General features: G+C 36.3%; 14 protein-coding genes. 9 read left to right on the forward strand and 5 right to left on the reverse strand.

Features of this window, described 5'->3' with window-relative positions; genetic code table 11:
* Positions 1–107 precede the first annotated feature (107 nt).
* Positions 108–1,433 (reverse strand): adenosylhomocysteinase, encoded by a 1,326-nt coding sequence (gene ahcY / locus ACTIEI_RS11800; RefSeq protein ID WP_439506494.1) that lies wholly within the window; start codon positions 1,431–1,433, stop codon positions 108–110.
* A gap of 118 nt (positions 1,434–1,551) precedes the next feature.
* On the opposite strand from ahcY, the gene ACTIEI_RS11805 reads away from it, so the two are divergent.
* Together ACTIEI_RS11805 and ACTIEI_RS11810 are read left to right on the forward strand one after the other, a co-directional pair.
* Complete coding sequence (locus ACTIEI_RS11805) at positions 1,552–2,049, forward strand: Lrp/AsnC family transcriptional regulator (protein ID WP_439506495.1); 498 nt, start codon at positions 1,552–1,554, stop codon at positions 2,047–2,049.
* 29 nt (positions 2,050–2,078) lie between these two features.
* Positions 2,079–3,557, forward strand: a complete 1,479-nt coding sequence (locus ACTIEI_RS11810) for a protein adenylyltransferase SelO (protein WP_439506496.1) — start codon at positions 2,079–2,081, stop codon at positions 3,555–3,557.
* Here ACTIEI_RS11810 and ACTIEI_RS11815 read toward each other — a convergent pair whose 3' ends face one another.
* From ACTIEI_RS11815 to ACTIEI_RS11825, 3 genes are all read right to left on the reverse strand, one after another.
* The gene (locus tag ACTIEI_RS11815; RefSeq protein ID WP_439506497.1) at positions 3,558–4,058 is read right to left on the reverse strand and encodes a GNAT family N-acetyltransferase; all 501 of its coding nucleotides are present in this window, start codon (positions 4,056–4,058) and stop codon (positions 3,558–3,560) included. It abuts the gene before it with no gap.
* Positions 4,058–6,688 (reverse strand): valine--tRNA ligase, encoded by a 2,631-nt coding sequence (locus ACTIEI_RS11820; protein ID WP_439506498.1) that lies wholly within the window; start codon positions 6,686–6,688, stop codon positions 4,058–4,060. The genes ACTIEI_RS11815 and ACTIEI_RS11820 overlap by 1 nt, the downstream gene beginning before the upstream one ends.
* 71 nt (positions 6,689–6,759) lie before the next feature.
* The gene (locus ACTIEI_RS11825) at positions 6,760–7,020 is read right to left on the reverse strand and encodes a hypothetical protein (RefSeq protein WP_439506499.1); all 261 of its coding nucleotides are present in this window, start codon (positions 7,018–7,020) and stop codon (positions 6,760–6,762) included.
* A gap of 106 nt (positions 7,021–7,126) precedes the next feature.
* On the opposite strand from ACTIEI_RS11825, the gene ACTIEI_RS11830 reads away from it, so the two are divergent.
* The 7 genes from ACTIEI_RS11830 to tilS are packed head-to-tail and all read left to right on the forward strand — an operon-like array spanning position 7,127 to position 16,884.
* The gene (locus ACTIEI_RS11830; RefSeq protein ID WP_439506500.1) at positions 7,127–8,458 is read left to right on the forward strand and encodes an exonuclease domain-containing protein; all 1,332 of its coding nucleotides are present in this window, start codon (positions 7,127–7,129) and stop codon (positions 8,456–8,458) included.
* A 35-nt stretch (positions 8,459–8,493) separates the two neighbouring features.
* Positions 8,494–10,746 (forward strand): Tex family protein, encoded by a 2,253-nt coding sequence (locus tag ACTIEI_RS11835; RefSeq protein WP_439506501.1) that lies wholly within the window; start codon positions 8,494–8,496, stop codon positions 10,744–10,746.
* A 24-nt stretch (positions 10,747–10,770) separates the two neighbouring features.
* A complete protein-coding gene (locus tag ACTIEI_RS11840) occupies positions 10,771–11,304 on the forward strand; it encodes a DsrE family protein (protein WP_439506502.1) in 534 nt (177 codons plus the stop codon).
* 2 nt (positions 11,305–11,306) lie between these two features.
* Complete coding sequence (locus ACTIEI_RS11845) at positions 11,307–12,629, forward strand: DEAD/DEAH box helicase (RefSeq protein WP_439506503.1); 1,323 nt, start codon at positions 11,307–11,309, stop codon at positions 12,627–12,629.
* Positions 12,630–12,680: 51 nt separating this feature from the next.
* The gene (locus ACTIEI_RS11850) at positions 12,681–15,149 is read left to right on the forward strand and encodes a penicillin acylase family protein (protein WP_439506504.1); all 2,469 of its coding nucleotides are present in this window, start codon (positions 12,681–12,683) and stop codon (positions 15,147–15,149) included.
* A gap of 11 nt (positions 15,150–15,160) precedes the next feature.
* The gene (locus ACTIEI_RS11855; RefSeq protein WP_439506505.1) at positions 15,161–15,505 is read left to right on the forward strand and encodes a hypothetical protein; all 345 of its coding nucleotides are present in this window, start codon (positions 15,161–15,163) and stop codon (positions 15,503–15,505) included.
* Positions 15,506–15,507: 2 nt separating this feature from the next.
* A complete protein-coding gene (gene tilS / locus ACTIEI_RS11860; RefSeq protein ID WP_439506506.1) occupies positions 15,508–16,884 on the forward strand; it encodes a tRNA lysidine(34) synthetase TilS in 1,377 nt (458 codons plus the stop codon).
* Here the strand turns inward: tilS and ACTIEI_RS11865 are convergent.
* Positions 16,881–17,525, reverse strand: coding sequence for a rhomboid family intramembrane serine protease (locus ACTIEI_RS11865; RefSeq protein WP_439506507.1), 645 nt, complete (start codon positions 17,523–17,525; stop codon positions 16,881–16,883). The two genes, tilS and ACTIEI_RS11865, sit on opposite strands and share 4 nt — an antisense overlap.
* Between the last annotated feature and the right edge of the window lie 2 nt (positions 17,526–17,527).

Below are 17,527 nucleotides of genomic sequence, written 5' to 3' on the forward strand. Positions count from 1 at the left end.
TAAATATATTAAAGCTAATTCTAATGAAAAAACTGATTCTTATCATATAAAAAAAACAGCGTCCAGATTCAATCTGGACGCTGCAATAAGCAGATAAATAGTATTTATTAGTAACGATACATATCAGATTTGAAAGGACCGTTTTTGCTGATGCCTAAATAAGCAGCTTGTTCGTCGGTTAACTCATCTAGTTGAGCACCCACTTTTGCAAGGTGTAAACGAGCAACTTTTTCATCTAAATGTTTAGGTAACACATAAACTTTATTTTCATAGTTTTTGTGGTTCAACCACAATTCAATTTGAGCTAAAGTTTGGTTACTAAATGAGTTACTCATTACAAATGAAGGGTGACCAGTTGCGCAACCTAAGTTCACCAATCTACCTTCAGCTAATATAATGATGTCTTTTCCATCAATATTGTATAAGTCAACCTGCGGCTTAATGGTATCTTTTGTGTTACCATAATTTGCATTCAACCAAGCCATATCAATTTCAATATCGAAGTGACCAATATTACACACAATCGCTTTGTCTTTCATTAAGCGGAAATGCTTTTCGGTAATTAAGTCTCTACAACCTGATGCGGTAACCACAATGTCGGCTTCTGTTACAGCAACAGCCATTGGCTTTACTTCAAATCCATCCATAGCGGCTTGTAAAGCACATATAGGATCAATTTCAGTCACAATTACTCTACAACCAGCTCCACGAAGAGAAAGGGCAGATCCCTTACCAACATCACCGTATCCACCAACAACAGCAACTTTGCCGGCCATCATTACGTCGGTAGCTCTGCGGATAGCATCTACTAATGACTCTTGACAACCGTATTTATTATCGAATTTTGATTTAGTAACAGAATCATTCACATTGATTGCAGGAATTGGTAAAGTGCCTTTTGCCATGCGCTCATATAAACGGTGAACACCAGTAGTAGTTTCTTCAGATAAACCTTTGATATGGGCAATTAGTTCTGGGTATTTATCAAAAACCATATTGGTTAAATCTCCACCATCATCCAATATCATATTTAATGGACGATCAGCACCGCCGAAGAACAAAGTTTGTTCAATACACCAATCAGCTTCTTCTTGTGTTTGGCCTTTCCACGCAAATACGCCAATACCAGCAGCAGCAATTGCAGCAGCGGCCTGGTCTTGAGTAGAAAATATATTACAAGAACTCCATTTTACTTCGGCACCTAATGCTACTAAAGTTTCAATTAAAACAGCCGTTTGGATGGTCATATGTAAACAACCAGCCACTCTTGCACCTTTCAACGGTTGAGAAGCGCCATATTCGGCACGTAAAGCCATCAAGCCCGGCATTTCTGCTTCAGCTAAACGAATTTCTTTGCGACCCCAATCGGCCAAGCTAATATCAGCCACTTTGTAAGGCAAGCTGAAGTCAATTGTAGATGTTAATGTAGACATATTAGTGTTTTATTGTAGGGCAAAGCTAGTTTTAAAGAATAAAATCGCATAATTATTTATTAATATAGAATAAATATCTATTTTGTGGCGCTATTGAAGAAAATAATAGCATAATGCCATGCCTAGACCAATTCAAAAAGCCGAATCCACTATTTCACTTTCTTTAGATGCCAAAGACATTGCTATACTGAAAGTCTTACAGCAAAATGCGAGGGCCACGGTTAAGGAAATTGCGGACCAAGTTCACTTGAGTACAACGCCAGTTCACGAGCGGATTAAAAGAATGGAAGAGTCAGGGGTAATTAAGCAGTACGCAACCTTGGTAGACCATACAAAAGTTCGAAAAGGTTTAATGGTTATTTGTTATGTCTCTTTAAAACAACATGATAAAACCGCAGGGGGAAAATTTATAAAACGAATGCACGAATTAAATGAGGTAATAGAATGTTACAATATATCTGGTGAATTTGATTTCATGTTAAAAGTAGTAGCAGAAAATATGGATGATTATTATGATTTTCATGTAAATAAATTATCACAGGCAGAAAATATTGGACATGTGCAATCAGTGTTTGTGATGGGGGTGATTAAACAAACGCATGTTTTGGTTTATTGAGTAATAAATTTGCATTTAAAATAAGCCCATTGTCTAATCATATTTTCAATTTTAATACATCTTACGCTTCTTTAGGGAATTCATTTTTTGAGTTGGTTAACCCTACGCCGGTTAAAACCCCACAATTATTGTTGTTAAATCAAGCATTGGTAAAAGAATTAGGGTTACAAATGAATCAAGGGGATGAGCGTAATGAAATTTTTTCACCAGAACTTGCGCTTTTATTAAGCGGAAATAAATTGTTCGAAGGTTCAGAACCAATGGCACAAGCTTATGCAGGACATCAGTTTGGTTATTTTAATATGCTAGGAGATGGGAGGGCCATTTTGCTAGGTGAACATATAAGCCCCAAACAAAAACGCTTCGATATTCAGCTAAAAGGATCAGGTCCCACTCCTTATTCAAGAAGGGGAGATGGCCGTGCAACGCTGAGAGCAATGCTAAGAGAATATTTGATCAGCGAAGCAATGCATGGATTGGGCATTCCCACTTCAAGAAGTTTGGCCGTGGTAACTACCGGCGAAAAAGTTTTTAGAGAAGAAATTCAAGATGGTGCAATATTAACAAGGGTTATGCAAAGCCATATTCGGGTAGGGAGTTTTGAATATGTAAGCCATTATTTAACTAAAGAAGATTTAATTACATACACTAATTATACTTTAGCAAGACATTATCCAACTGAAGTAACATCGCCAAACCCTGCATTGGCTTTGTTAAAACAGGTATTGATTCAACAAGTGTATTTAATAGTGAACTGGATGCGTGTAGGATTTATTCATGGCGTAATGAATACCGATAATATGTCTATAGCAGGGGAAACATTCGATTATGGCCCTTGTGCATTTATGAATGGATATGATCCTGCAAAAGTCTTTAGTTCTATTGATACTAATGGTAGGTATGCATTCGCTAATCAACCCAGTATAGCGCATTGGAACTTGAGTTGTCTAGCCAATGCATTGTTGCCTATTATTGATGAAGATCAAACAAAAGCAATTGAATTAGCCAAAGAAGTATTGAATTTATTTCCCAATTTATACACAGAGGAATATACTGCTATGATGGGCGCAAAGATTGGTTTTGTTAAAGATCAATTGTCTGATGAAGTGGTAGCGTTAATCAAAGCTTTACTGAATTGGATGAAAGAAAACCAAGCTGATTATACGAATACCTTTCTTCAAATTCAGTCGGGTATTATTTCTGAAGGGATTTATACCAGTTCATTTTTTGCAGAGTGGCTACTAAAGCGCGAGGCTTTATTGACTAAGCAGGGTAGTAGTCTTACTCAAGCTAAAGCATTGATGCAATTACAAAACCCATTATTAATTCCAAGAAATCATTGGGTAGAAACAGTCTTGGATTCAGTCTCATTCACCAATGACTTAACCCAGTTTAATAGCTTTTTAACTGCATTACAATCGCCCTATATACAAACACCTAATATTGAAAAATACCAAGCCCCACCTGAAAACGGAGACGGTTTTTATGCAACTTATTGTGGAACATAATTATAAGTCAATTCCCATAATATAGTCATCCATCACAAACCCTTTCTCTAATTCAAAAACATTTTCAGATAATATGCTCAGGCCCTGTCTTTTGTAAAATTCAATAGCAGGGTTTTGCTTATTTACTTGAAGTACTAATTGTTTACCACCGTTTTGTATTGCGTAATCTTTTACTGCAGATAAAAGTGCTTTACCTGCTCCTGTTTTTTGAGCAGAAGGTACAATATAAAGTTTGTTTAATTTGAAAACACCAGCAGATTCATTTGAAACAGATGCAAAACCCAACACTTTCGATGCGTCATTTTTTTCAGTGTTGGCTTCAAACAAATAAAATTGATGACCTTTAAGCATTTGCTGTAACAAAGATTCAGTGCTATACATTAGGTCTAGCATATACTCAATTTGCTGCTCAGATATTATTCCCCCATATGTTGATGGCCAAGTATGGTGAGCAATTAATTGAATAGTTGGTATATCGTCCAATGTAGCAATTCTAACCATTATAACGATTTCAAACTTTCTTCAATGGTATTAATTCTAGCTTCCGCATCTGCCTGTTTTTTTCTTTCTAAGGCAATGATTTCAGGCTTTGCATTTTGTACAAATTTTTCATTGCTCAATTTTTTCATTACTGAAGCAAGAAAATTTTGTTCATAAGTAAGATCTTTTAAAAGCCGTTCTTTAATAGCAGCAGCATCTAACTGTTGTTCAGCTTCAATAAAGAATTTATCCTTTTCAATATTTACTACAATAGTATTTGCAACAGCCATTGAAGTATAAACCACATGACTTGCATTCACCTGTTTCATTAAAATAGGTTCAATAGATTTATACCCCGTAATATTTTCTGCCATGATATGCAATATCACTGGATCTTTGGGCTTCAATTGGTTTTTATTTCTAGCATCTCTTAATTTGGTAATAACATCCTTTAGTAAACTTCCAGCTGCTAAAATAGTCTCATCTGCAGGGTTAGGTTTAACTTGTAATTTCACCGTTAAATCTGTTTGCTGCTCTTTTAGTAGGTGGAATATTTCTTCAGTAATAAAAGGCATTATCGGATGCAATAACTCCATCAATTTTTCAAAGAATTCAATGGTTTTAGCGTACACTTTCGGGTCAACCGGTTGTTCAAATCCTGGCTTCGCCCATTCTAAATACCAGCTACAGAAATCGTCCCATATTAAAGAGTAGATGGTTTTTAAGGCTTCACTCAATTTAAACTGCGTCATTAATTCATCCACTTCTGCACTCACTTGATTCAACCTATTTTCGAACCAGTTAATTGCAAATGCAGTTTCACCAGCATCATATGATTGGGATGAAGCGGGAGCTAAACGTGCTTCCCACATTTTTACCAACTTCAATGCATTCCAGAGTTTATTATTAAAGTTTCTTCCTTGTTCTAAAGAAGATTCATCAAATAATATGTCGTTCCCCGCAGGAGAGGCAATCAGGATTCCAAATCTTACCGCATCAGCTCCATATTGGTCAATCAAATCAAGTAAGTCTGGAGAATTTCCCAGGCTCTTACTCATTTTACGCCCCAACTTATCTCTTACTATGCCGGTAAAATAGACGTCGTTAAAAGGTTTAGCCCCTTTGTATTCATAGCCAGCCATAATCATCCTGGCCACCCAAAAGAAAATAATTTCTGGTGCAGTAACCAATGTACTGGTAGGGTAGTAATAATTTACTTCTTCGTTATTGGGATTACTCAACCCTTTAAACACTTCAAAAGGCCAGAGCCAACTGCTGAACCAAGTATCTAAGCAATCATTATCTTGATGAATATCATTAATGGTTAATGAAGCATTGCTGGTTTTATTTTGAAGTTCTACCAAGGCTTCTTCCGCTGTTTTAGCCACCACAAAATCTCCGTTCTGTGTATACCATGCCGGTATGCGATGCCCCCACCACAACTGCCTACTGATGCACCAGTCTTTTACATTCTCCATCCAGTGGCGGTAAAGGTTTTTAAACTTAGCTGGATGAAAATGAATTTCATCATCCATCACTGCTGTTAATGCAGGTGCTGCCAAATCCTTCATGCTCACCCACCATTGCAAACTTAAACGGGGTTCAACTACTGCGTCTGTTCTTTCACTGAATCCCACCTGATTGGTGTACTCTTCAATTTTATCTATATGGCCTGCAGCTTCTAAATCGGCGACAATTTTTTTTCTTACTTCAAAACGATCGAGACCTATGTACAGTTGAGCAGCTTCACTCATTGTACCATCGTCGTTCATGGTATCAATGATTTCTAAATTGTATTTCTGACCCAGCTGATAATCATTCATATCATGGGCAGGCGTTACTTTTAATGCACCCGTTCCAAAATCTAAGGTAACATATTCATCAGGGATGATTTTGATTTTGCGATTAATTAATGGAACAAATGCATATTGGCCATGAAGGGATTTATATCGCTCATCAGCAGGGTTTACGCAAATAGCTGCATCCCCCAAAATTGTTTCGGGTCTAACAGTAGCAATAGTAATTGTACCACCATTTTCTAACGTGTATTTTACATGGTATAATTTACTCTGTACTTCTTTATAAATAACTTCTTCATCACTTAGGGCTGTCTTGGCTTTTACGTCCCAGTTTATCATTCGTTTTCCCCTATATATATAGCCCTTTTTATAAAGATCTAAGAACACATTAATTACTGAATCATAATAGTCGGGGTCCATGGTAAAACTGGTTCTGTCCCAATCAAGGCTGCAGCCCATTTTACGAAGTTGCTGTAAAATGATGCCCCCGTATTTTTCTTTCCACTCCCAAGCATAATCTAAAAACTCGGGTCTGCTTAAGGAAGATTTGGCAATTCCCTTTTCGCGCAACATAGCTACCACTTTTGCTTCGGTTGCAATAGACGCATGATCGGTTCCTGGCACCCAGCAGGCATTTTTTCCCTGCATGCGCGCTCTTCTCACCAAAATATCTTGGATGGTATTATTTAAACAATGTCCCATATGTAAAACGCCCGTTACATTGGGTGGAGGGATTACAACAGTATATGGTTCCCTTTCATCGGGTTTGCTGGAAAAATAGTTTTTACTAGTCCAGTGCTCGTACCATTTTGCTTCAATTTGGGTAGGGATATAATTCTTACTCAGCTCCATAAAATCAATTGGCTGCAAATTTAAGGAAACTGCGGGAGCTTGCGGTAATCTTATAGATTATATAAGGTTAATTACCAGGTTGAAATGATTTCTGTTTTATCTGAAAGAGATTCAGAGAAGGATGGAGTAGTTGAAAAAGATTCAAAAGAAGAAAACTGATCATCTGAATTTATATTTTGCTGCAAACAAAGTTGCGATACTTTTTGGGTTGCTTTTTTGCCAATTATTTTGGCTGCCTGTTCTGGTGAATTACAAGCAAATAATCCGAACAAAAAGCTTACCATTAGAAAGGGGCTTATTATTTTAGTAGTTGGTTGGTTGTACGTTCTCATAACTGTTATTTAAACGAATGATCGGCTTAATTGTTACAACAAAGAGATCATTTTTTATCATTAGTTGTAATTTCTAAAAGAATATTACAAATCTTATCTTGCATCCATGCGATTTGCGGTAGTAGATATTGAAACAACAGGGGGATTTCCTAGTCAGCATGGAATCACAGAGATTGCCATTGTTTTGCACAATGGTTCCGAAATAGAAGGGATTTATGAAACTTTAGTAAACCCCCATCAACCCATACCTCCCTTTGTTATTGGGATGACGGGGATTACCAATGCGATGGTTGAAGCTGCACCTTCCTTTCACGAAGTAGCGCCGAAAATTTATAACTTGTTGAAGAACAGGGTCTTTGTAGCGCATAATGTTAATTTTGATTTCAGCTTTGTAAAGCACCATTTAAAAGAAGCTGGCTTTGATTTGCAAACACCAAAGCTTTGTACCATCCGTTTAAGTAGAAAAGTTTTCCCAGGGTTTCCTAAATATGGTTTGGGACATTTATGCAGACAACTCAATATTGAAATCGAAAATAGGCATCGGGCTGGGGGAGATGCAAAAGCAACAGCTAAAGTTTTAGACCTGGTTTTGCAAAATAATGGGGAAAGATTAGTTAAAGAAATGTTGCAAAAAGAGAACCGCGAACAATTAATGCCCCCCAATTTACCTGGCCATTTCATACAATCTTTACCATCAGTTCCTGGGGTTTATTATTTCCATAATAAACAGGGAAAAGTGATTTATGTCGGAAAGGCAAAAAATATTAAAAAACGAGTGGTTAGCCATTTTACTGGTTTAGACTTAAGTAAAAAAAGACAGGATTTTTTAAGGGAGATTTATGAAATATCCCATTTAGAATGCCCAACCGAATTTATTGCTAGTTTGTATGAGAGTATTGAAATCAAGCGTTTATGGCCAGCATTCAACAAAAGTCAGAAAAAGTTTGAGCAGCTTTGGGCGATATACCAGTTTGAAGACAATCGAGGATACTTAAGACTAGCTATTGATAAGAAGCATAAAAACGCCCAACCAGTTCAGGCTTTTTCATTATTAGCTGATGCGCATCGTGAGCTTTGGAAATTAGTAAGAGAATTTGAACTCCATCCCGCATTGTGTTTTTTAGATAAAACGATTCCAAACGAATGGCCCGATACTGCCATCCATAATGCGCAAGTAAAAAAAGCCCTAGAATATATTGCTGCTGAAAAAGCATCTTATATTATTAAAGAAAGCAATACGGCAATTTTAATTGAAAAAGGAAAATTTGTGGGTATGGGGCCAATTGATCATTTAGCATTGGCTGAACCTACTGCACCTGCTTATATTACCGCAGTAAAAGAGGCGGTGACCCCCTATGCCGAAAATGAAGTCATCAAATCGATGCTAAGAAAGTATTTGGAAAGATATCCTCATCGTGTGGTGCGTATAGTGGAATAATCTACTTTCGCCACCCTAAAAATTGAATTTTATATATGTCGTTTGCTCCAATTATTGCCGCAAAACTCGGTTTGCGCGTTACTCAAGTTGAAACAGTTTTAGATTTATTAGCTGAAAGTGCTACGATTCCTTTTATTGCCCGTTATAGAAAAGATAGTACGGGTAATTTAGATGAAGTACAAATTCAGCAAATTCAAGATGAACAAAAAAATATTCTTGCTTTTACAGAGCGTAAAACATTTATCGAAAAAACCATTACCGATCAAGGTAAAATGACCGAGGCTTTACAAGCTAAAATAAATGCAGCTACTACTATTGTTGAATTAGAAGACATTTATTTGCCTTATAAAGTAAAGCGAAAGACCAAAGCGGTTGTTGCAAGGGAGAACGGGCTAGAGCCATTGGCCTTATTTTTATTGGCACAAGGGCAGGAAGATCCTGCCATAGAAGCTGAAAAGTTTTTTAATGAAAAAATTACCAATATTGAAGAAGCCTTGCAAGGTGCTAGGGATATTATAGCAGAGAATGTAAATGAGCAGGCTGAAATTAGAGCTAAGCTGAGAAAATTATTTGAGGATACTGCTACTTTGCAGAGTAAAGTGCTTGCTGATAAAGAAACGGAAGCCATTAAATACAAAGACTATTTCGATTTCTCTGAGCCAATTCATAAAATACCCTCTCATAGAATTCTAGCTATTTTAAGAGGATTCCTTGAAGGATATTTACGAATGACTATTTCGCCAGTTGAAGAAGAAGCCATTGAAACAATTGAAACATTCTTTGTAAAAGGGATCAGCCCGTCGAGCGCTCATATTAAAAAAGCCATTAAAGACGCATACAGAAGACTATTACAACCTAGCTTAGAAACAGAATATAGAACTGCATTAAAACAAAAGGCAGATGAAGAAGCTATTAATGTTTTTGCAGAAAATTTGCGTCAATTATTGTTAAGTGCTCCATTAGGATCTAAGCGAGTATTGGCTATTGATCCTGGTTATAGAACGGGTTGTAAAGTAGTGTGTTTAGATGAATCGGGCGAATTACTTACCACCGATTTGATTTATGTACATGAAGCCAATAAGATATATGATAGCGAATACAAAATAAAACAATTGGTAAAGCAATTTGACATACAAGTGTTTGCTATAGGGGATGGAACTGCAGGTAGAGAAACTGAGCAATTTATTAAAAAAATGAATCTAGGTTTGCCTGTTTTTTTAGTGAATGAAGATGGAGCTTCTGTTTATTCTGCTTCTGAAATTGCTAGAGAGGAATTTCCTGATTACGATATTACGGTAAGAGGATCAGTAAGCATTGGTAGAAGATTAATGGACCCATTAGCAGAGTTGGTAAAAATTGATCCCAAAAGTATTGGAGTTGGTCAGTACCAACACGACGTAAATCAATTTAGATTAAAAGAAAAATTGGATCAAACGGTAGTGAGCTGTGTAAATACAGTTGGGGTTAATTTAAATACGGCTAGTAAACAACTCTTAAGTTATGTGAGTGGTATTAATGATTCGGTAGCTGAAAATATTATTAAGCAAAGAAAATCGTTGGGCTCCTTTTCTAGTAGAGAAGAATTGTTAAAAGTACCAAGGTTAGGGGCAAAGGCTTTTGAACAGTGTGCTGGTTTTTTGCGCATACCCAAAGCAAAACACCCATTAGATGCTAGTGCAGTGCATCCTGAAGCTTACCCAATTGTGGAGAAAATGGCGGCTGATTTAGGCACCAATGTTGAAGCCCTAATTGGAAATGAATCATTGCTTAAAACAATTAATACCCAAAAATATGTGACCGAACAAATCGGTGTATTAGCCTTGAATGATATCATCAAAGAACTACAGAAGCCGGGGCTTGATCCAAGATCTGAATTAGAACAATTTGAGTTTGCCAATATCTATTCTATGGAAGAAGTAACCGTGGGATTGGTATTACCTGGTGTAGTTACCAATTTGACTAGGTTTGGGGCATTCATAGATATAGGTGTTAAACAAGATGGGTTGGTTCATGTAAGTGAGATTGCTAATCGATTCATATCTGATCCTAGTGAGGCGTTAAAATTAGGACAGAAAGTACAAGTAAAAGTCTTAGAGGTGGATCTTAGCCGCAAGCGCATTGCGCTCTCTATTAAACAAACAGAAGCCGCGCCGGTAGCGGGTGTTGGAGGACGAAAAGACTTTAATCAACACAAGCGCTCTAATCAACCTATAAAAAAGGAAGAAGATTTAAGCAATTTAAATGTAACAGATGCCTTGCAAGCTTTGAAGAAGAAGTTTGGCAAATAGCTTACCTTAGAATAAATCAACCAAATGAAACCTATTTTTATTGCTGTTGCTTTAGTTTTTAGTTGCATTTTAGTGAATGCGCAAAATGTAGTTCATCCGCTCATTCCGTTTTACGGTCCAGTAACCGAAATTCCATTTGCACTTGATATAATGGATAAAAAAGGGGAGTACAAAGTATTGGTTGATATTACCAGTCCTTCCGCTAATGCAAAAGAAATTAGTGAATTTTTTGAAAACATTGCACGTATTGCCAATCTACATATTGCAGGTGGAGTTAGCCCTAAAAAATTACATGTTGTGGCAGTAGTGCATGGTGCTGCTGTGCCTTTTATTGTAAATAACGAAACTTATAAACAAAAATTTGGCGTGGATAATCCCAATCTCCCATTGTTTACCGCTATTAAGAAAGCAGGAATACCTTTATTCGTTTGTGGACAAACCTTATTTAAACGGAAGGTAGATCCAACTACACTTGCACCTGAATTTGAAACCGTGTTATCGGCTATCACTACCGTTACTACCTATGTAAACAAAGGATATGTGTTTTTGAAATTTTAAATATGAATAAACTAAACGATAGTAAACAAATGCTTCAACATTTAGGCATTGCTGCTTTAAATGAAATGCAAGAAGCAGCGGTGAGTAATATCATGCACCATAAGAATGTGTTGTTGCTATCACCTACAGGATCTGGAAAAACCCTTGCTTTTTTAATCCCATTGTTAGAACATTTGAATCCAAAAGGAAAGTTAGTACAAGCTATGGTATTAACTCCCTCTAGAGAATTGGCCATTCAAATTGAACAGGTTTGGAAAGCTATGCAAACAGGTTATAAAATTATTTGTTCCTATGGCGGGCATGATATGCCCACGGAAATTAATAGTATGAAAGAGCCACCTGCATTATTGGTGGGTACTCCTGGTAGAATTGCTGATCACCTTAAAAGAAGAACCTTCGATCCCAAAGGTATTCGTTTGTACATTTTTGATGAGTTTGATAAATCATTGGCATTGGGTTTTGAGGAAGACATGGAATACATCACTAAAGCTTTAAAACCAGAAGTACAAAAAGTGTTCGTGTCTGCAACTGCATCCATTGCTATTCCGGCATTTGCTGAGCCTAAACAATTGGTTGTCTTAAACTTTCTGAATGGACGCGATGAAGCACCAACCGTTGAAATGCATACTGTATGGTCACCAGAGAAAGACAAAGTGAACACGCTCTATGATTTATTATGCACACTAGGTAAAGTATCTGTAATTATTTTTTGTAATCACCGCGAAGCCGTTGAAAGGACGGGCAGTTTATTAGCCGAGTTAGGTATTGCTAATACTATTTTTCATGGTGGAATGGAACAAATGCAAAGGGAGCAAGCTTTAATCAAATTTAGAAATGGTACTGCGCAATATTTGATTGCGACTGATTTAGCTGCTAGGGGATTAGACATCCCAGATATTGATCATATTGTACATTATCATTTACCCTCTACTAATGCTGAATTCACTCATCGAAATGGTAGAACTTCTAGGATGAATAATAAAGGGAATGTGTATCTTATTTTACATGAAGACGAAACCTTGCCCAATTATTTATCCGAAACACCACCTTCTTTTTCGTTGAAATTGCATGCTCCACCACCAACTCCTTCAGAATGGGGTACCGTGTATTTAAATGGAGGTAAAAAAGATAAACTGAATAAAGTAGATATCGTTGGATTATTTATTCAAAAAGGTAAATTATCAAAGGAGGAATTAGGTTTAATTGTGGTGAAAGACCATAATAGTTTTGTGGCAGTTAAAAAAAATAGGATTTTATCATTGTTGAAACTGGTTCGTGAAGAAAAAATTAAAGGGAAAAAATTCCTGATTATGGAAGCTCGCTAACAGCGAAGCTTCTGAACAAATTTGTTTAATTTGAGTCTTTAAATATTTGTTATGAGGATTGTACCATTGCTTGTATCTGCCCTATTGACCTGGGGAGCCACAGAGTTGTTTAACACCCAACTATCTGTTGGGGGAAGTAAAACTCCTAGATTGGGTTATTTTTTATCTCCTCAACATGGTTTTTGGCAAAATGCAGAAGCAACTGATGCCAATTACAACAATAATATTGAATTGGAAGGATTAGCTGGGAAGGTAGACGTGTATATTGACGATCGTTTGGTTCCGCATATTTATGCGGATGAAGACAATGATGCTTATTATGTTCAGGGATACCTGCATGCTAAATTTAGACTTTGGCAAATGGAGTTTCAGACCCATGTTGCGGCTGGTCGTCTAAGTGAGATTGTGGGTAAGGAAAGAATAGGTACTGATAAATTCTTTCGAAGATTAGGGATGGTTTACGGTGCAGAAAGAACCAAGGCTTATGTAGAAAAAAATAATCCTGAAATGCAATCTGCAATTGATGCATATGCTAAAGGAGTAAATGCTTATATAGCACAATTGAAGCCAGAACAAATTCCATTTGAATATAAATTGCTTGATTACAAACCTGAAGCATGGACTTCACTGAAGACCTATTTATTTCAAATGTTTATGTCTTATGACTTAACAGGTAGAGGGGCAGTTACCGATTTGCAAATGAGTAATGCACGCAATTATTTTAGCTATAAAGACTTTGATTTATTGTTCACCGATGTGCAAGATTCTTTGGATCCAATTATTCCTCGCGGCACTGTTTATGCTAACCCTTCGATAAAACCCATTGCGCCTGCAGATGTTCAAACTGCTTATTTAGGAGACACCGCAGGAAATTCAACAGCACTAGCTCCATTTATTCCTAATAAAAGTAATGGAAGTAATAACTGGGTTGTTGGTGGCTCAAAAACCAAATCTGGTAGGCCTATCCTTGCTAACGATCCTCACTTAGGCTTAAATCTTCCTTCGCTTTGGTATGAGGTCCAGATATCAACCCCAACTCATCGCACTTATGGGGCAAGTTTTCCAGGATCTCCTGCGGTTATCATTGGATTCAATGATAGTATTGCTTGGGGCGTTACCAATGCAGGTCGAGATGTGTTAGATTATTACGATATGAAGTTTAAGGACACTTCTTTAAACGAATATTGGTTCAAAGGTCAATGGGTTAAAGCAGAAAAAAGAATTGAAACCATTAAAGTAAAAGACAGCGCTACCATTCAAGAAAACATCGCAATTACTGTGTTTGGGCCTACTATGTATGACCATAATTATAAAAACAGTGGTTCAGGTGGTAAAAACCTAGCATTAAGATGGACTGCACACGATGGGGGTAGTGGTTTATTGGCTTTTTACAAATTGAATCATGCTAAAAATTACGATGATTACTTAGAAGCGATTTCACACTGGAATAGTACTGGCCAGAATTTTGCTTTTGCTTCAAAAACAGGAGATATTGCTTTGAAGCAACAAGCCAATTTTGTAGCAAGATGGTATAGACAGGGTGATTTTATATTGCCTGGTCAGGATAGTTCCTATGCTTGGCAAGGGTTTATTCCAACAAACGAAAACCCAATGATTAAAAACCCTGAGCGTGGTTTTGTGAGTAGTGCTAATCAAAAATCAACTGATCAAAGCTACCCTTATTATTTAGGGGCTGCTAGTAATTTCCCCGTTTATCGTGGAGTAATTATTAACAGAAAGTTAAGTGAATTATACAATGCTACAGCAGCAGATATTCAAAAACTTCAAATGGATAATTACAATGTATTTGCTGAGATGGCTAGACCAGTTTTGTTAAAATACATAGATCAAGCTGCATTAACAGCTGATGAAAAAAAGTACATCAATATCTTAAGTTCTTGGAATTTAGTTAGTGATGTAAATGAAAAGGGCGCAACCGTTTTCAATACTATTTGGGATAGTTTAGAAACGACCATTTGGGCAGATGAATTTGCGGGGGCTACAACCAATTTGGGTTGGCCAGATGAAATTACTTTGTTAGAAAGTATTAAAAGGGATAGCCTCTACTCTTTTGCTGACAATATAAAAACCCCTAACAAAAAAGAAACCATTGCAGACGCAGTAATGGAAGCAGTTAAAAAAGCAACGGCGGTATTAGTGAAAGCAGATAAAGAAGGAAAATTAGAATGGGCTGCATTCAAAGATACCCGTGTATCCCATTTATTAAAAATCAATGCTTTGAGTTCCTTGCATTTGCCAATTGGTGGGGGCAAACATATTATTAATGCAACTACAGAAACACATGGCCCAAGTTGGAGAATGATTGTACATATGACCGATGAAATTGAAGCTTATGGTGTTTATCCTGGTGGTCAAAACGGGAATCCTGGTAGCAAGTATTACGATACCTTTATAAATCATTGGGCTACTGGCAAATATTATCCAATTTTGTTTTTACACCTTAAAGATGCACCCATTAATAAACGCATTAAATGGTTAATGACTTTTACCAAAGCTTAAAAAAAAGTAGTATGAAATTTATAGCATCTATCTTATTATCTGCGTTGTTAGCATTTGTTGCGGGCTTATTCACTCAGCTTCCTTGGTGGATTTTTGTGATTAGTTCATTTATAGTGGCAGCATTATTGCATCAAAGTCCTGGCAAATCTTTTTTGAGTGGCTTTTTAGGATTGTTTCTTTTATGGATCGTTTTAGCATTTATAAAAGATGCCGCTAATGAGCATATTCTTTCAACCAAAGTAGCTTTAATACTTCCACTAGGTGGATCATATATGATGTTAATTCTTGTAACAGGTATAATTGGTGGATTAATAAGTGGGTTTGCTGCTTTAACAGGTTCTTTTGTAAAAAAATAAGCATGAACTTCTTGGAGGAATTCCAGCAGCATTGGAAAAAGCATTTTGCTCATTTAATACTACCTAAACAAAAAGTTTTGTTGGCATTGAGTGGAGGAGCGGATAGTACCGTTTTAGCTTACTTACTTCATCAATCTGGAATTGAATTTGTTGCAGCGCATGTAAATTATCAATTACGAGGATCAGAAAGTGAGCGAGACGAGGCTTTTGTTCAATCTTTCTGCCAAACATTGAATATCCCTTTATTTGTAAAAAAAATTGATACCCAATTATATGTAACGCAGCACCAATTATCGGTTCAGGTTGCAGCTAGAGAAATCAGGTATCATTGGTTTGATGAAATTAGGGCTACCAATATTGAATTAACAAATTCATGGGTACTAACTGCACATCATGCAAATGATAGTATTGAAACAAGTTTGTTACACTTTTTCAGGGGAACAGGAATTGATGGATTAAAAGGAATCCCAGCAATCAATCAATCGAATAAAGTAATTAGACCTTTATTACCTTTCTTTAGAAAGCAAATTGAGGCTTTTGCAAATCAAAATCAAGTAGCATTTATTGTTGACTCTTCTAATTTATCTAATCATTATACTAGGAATTTTTTTCGTAATCAATTGATTCCTGAATTGGAATCAATTTTCCCAGCTGTTCAAGAAAATCTTTTGCAGAATACTTATCGTTTTGAAGAAACTGCCATTTTATACCAAGAAGGAGTTCAACTTCAGCTTAAAAAGTTAGTAGAGCAAAAAGATAATGAATGGCATATTCCCGTACTTAAATGGAAAAAGGTAAAGCCACTTTATACAATTACTTGGGAAATAATCCAATCTTATGGTTTTTCTGCAGCCCAAATACCATCCGTGATAAAATTATTAGATGGAGCTAATAGTAGTTATGTTCAATCCAATAGCCACAGAATTATAAAGAATAGGCAATGGATGATTATTGCGCCCTTAGCGGAGCAACAAGCCCATCATGTTATCATTAATAGGGCAGGTAAAACTAGATTTAAAGAGGGGGAGATTGATCTTTCCTTACACGATATACAGTCCGTATCCAGTGAAATTAATAATACTCCCATTCTAAATCATAATATCAATATTGAGTGGGTAGATGCCGATCGAGTAAAATTTCCATTACTCATTCGCCAATGGGCAGCGGGAGATTATTTTTATCCTTTAGGGATGACAAAAAAGAAGAAAGTTTCTAAATTTTTAATCGATGCCAGATTAAGCAAAACAGATAAAGAAAAAATTTGGGTGCTAGAATCTGATAAAAAAATAATTGCGATTATTGGTTTACGGATCGATAATCGTTTTAGGTATTCAGCTAATACCAAAAAAGTACTAAAAATTCAGTTTAATCGCGATTAAAAAGTACCTAAATACATTTTTATCGCATTAAAGAAGTTTTCCAAAGCATTGAATCTTGTCATAAAACTAGTAGTGATAACTACAAATACAATTCCAAAAATTGCACCCCAAATATGTGCAGAGTGATTGATATTTCCATGTCCTTTTTTAGCTAAGTAAGCGGATAAGATTAAATAGAGCGGCCCAAAAATAAAACCAGGTATATGAAATGGGATAGGAAAAATGCCCATTCCCATTGTAGGATACAGAAAAATACCGGCAAAGATTACGGCTGATACTGCGCCTGATGCACCTAAACTCCTGTAATGATAGTTGTTTAAATTATTAAAATAAGTTGGAAGTAAGCAGACGATTAATGAAACCACATAAAGTATAATGTAGAGCGCTTTCCCACTATCACCAAAAATTTGTGAGAATGATTTTTCTACTAAATCACCAAATAAATAAAACGAATACATGTTAAAAACTAAATGCATAATATCAGCATGTATTAAGCCACTGGTGATGAATCGATACCATTGATTTCTATTAGTAATAGCAGGTGGATAAAAAATTAAATCATCTAGTATTTTTTGATTCGAGAAAGCTGTAAAAGAAATCAAACTTGTAAGAAGAATGATACTAATGGTTAATGTAATCATAA

It is taken from the genome of Sediminibacterium sp. (genome assembly GCF_051860225.1).
Taxonomy (GTDB): domain Bacteria; phylum Bacteroidota; class Bacteroidia; order Chitinophagales; family Chitinophagaceae; genus Sediminibacterium.

Bases quoted from the DNA above. Each gene is read 5' to 3' on its own strand.
- ahcY (WP_439506494.1), bottom strand. From the start codon at position 1,433: ATGTCTACATTAACATCTACAATTGACTTCAGCTTGCCTTACAAAGTG.
- ACTIEI_RS11805 (WP_439506495.1), top strand. From the start codon at position 1,552: ATGCCTAGACCAATTCAAAAAGCCGAATCCACTATTTCACTTTCTTTA.
- ACTIEI_RS11815 (WP_439506497.1), bottom strand. From the start codon at position 4,058: ATGGTTAGAATTGCTACATTGGACGATATACCAACTATTCAATTAATT.
- ACTIEI_RS11820 (WP_439506498.1), bottom strand. From the start codon at position 6,688: ATGGAGCTGAGTAAGAATTATATCCCTACCCAAATTGAAGCAAAATGG.
- ACTIEI_RS11825 (WP_439506499.1), bottom strand. From the start codon at position 7,020: ATGAGAACGTACAACCAACCAACTACTAAAATAATAAGCCCCTTTCTA.
- ACTIEI_RS11830 (WP_439506500.1), top strand. From the start codon at position 7,127: ATGCGATTTGCGGTAGTAGATATTGAAACAACAGGGGGATTTCCTAGT.
- ACTIEI_RS11835 (WP_439506501.1), top strand. From the start codon at position 8,494: ATGTCGTTTGCTCCAATTATTGCCGCAAAACTCGGTTTGCGCGTTACT.
- ACTIEI_RS11840 (WP_439506502.1), top strand. From the start codon at position 10,771: ATGAAACCTATTTTTATTGCTGTTGCTTTAGTTTTTAGTTGCATTTTA.
- ACTIEI_RS11845 (WP_439506503.1), top strand. From the start codon at position 11,307: ATGAATAAACTAAACGATAGTAAACAAATGCTTCAACATTTAGGCATT.
- ACTIEI_RS11850 (WP_439506504.1), top strand. From the start codon at position 12,681: ATGAGGATTGTACCATTGCTTGTATCTGCCCTATTGACCTGGGGAGCC.
- ACTIEI_RS11855 (WP_439506505.1), top strand. From the start codon at position 15,161: ATGAAATTTATAGCATCTATCTTATTATCTGCGTTGTTAGCATTTGTT.
- tilS (WP_439506506.1), top strand. From the start codon at position 15,508: ATGAACTTCTTGGAGGAATTCCAGCAGCATTGGAAAAAGCATTTTGCT.
- ACTIEI_RS11865 (WP_439506507.1), bottom strand. From the start codon at position 17,525: ATGATTACATTAACCATTAGTATCATTCTTCTTACAAGTTTGATTTCT.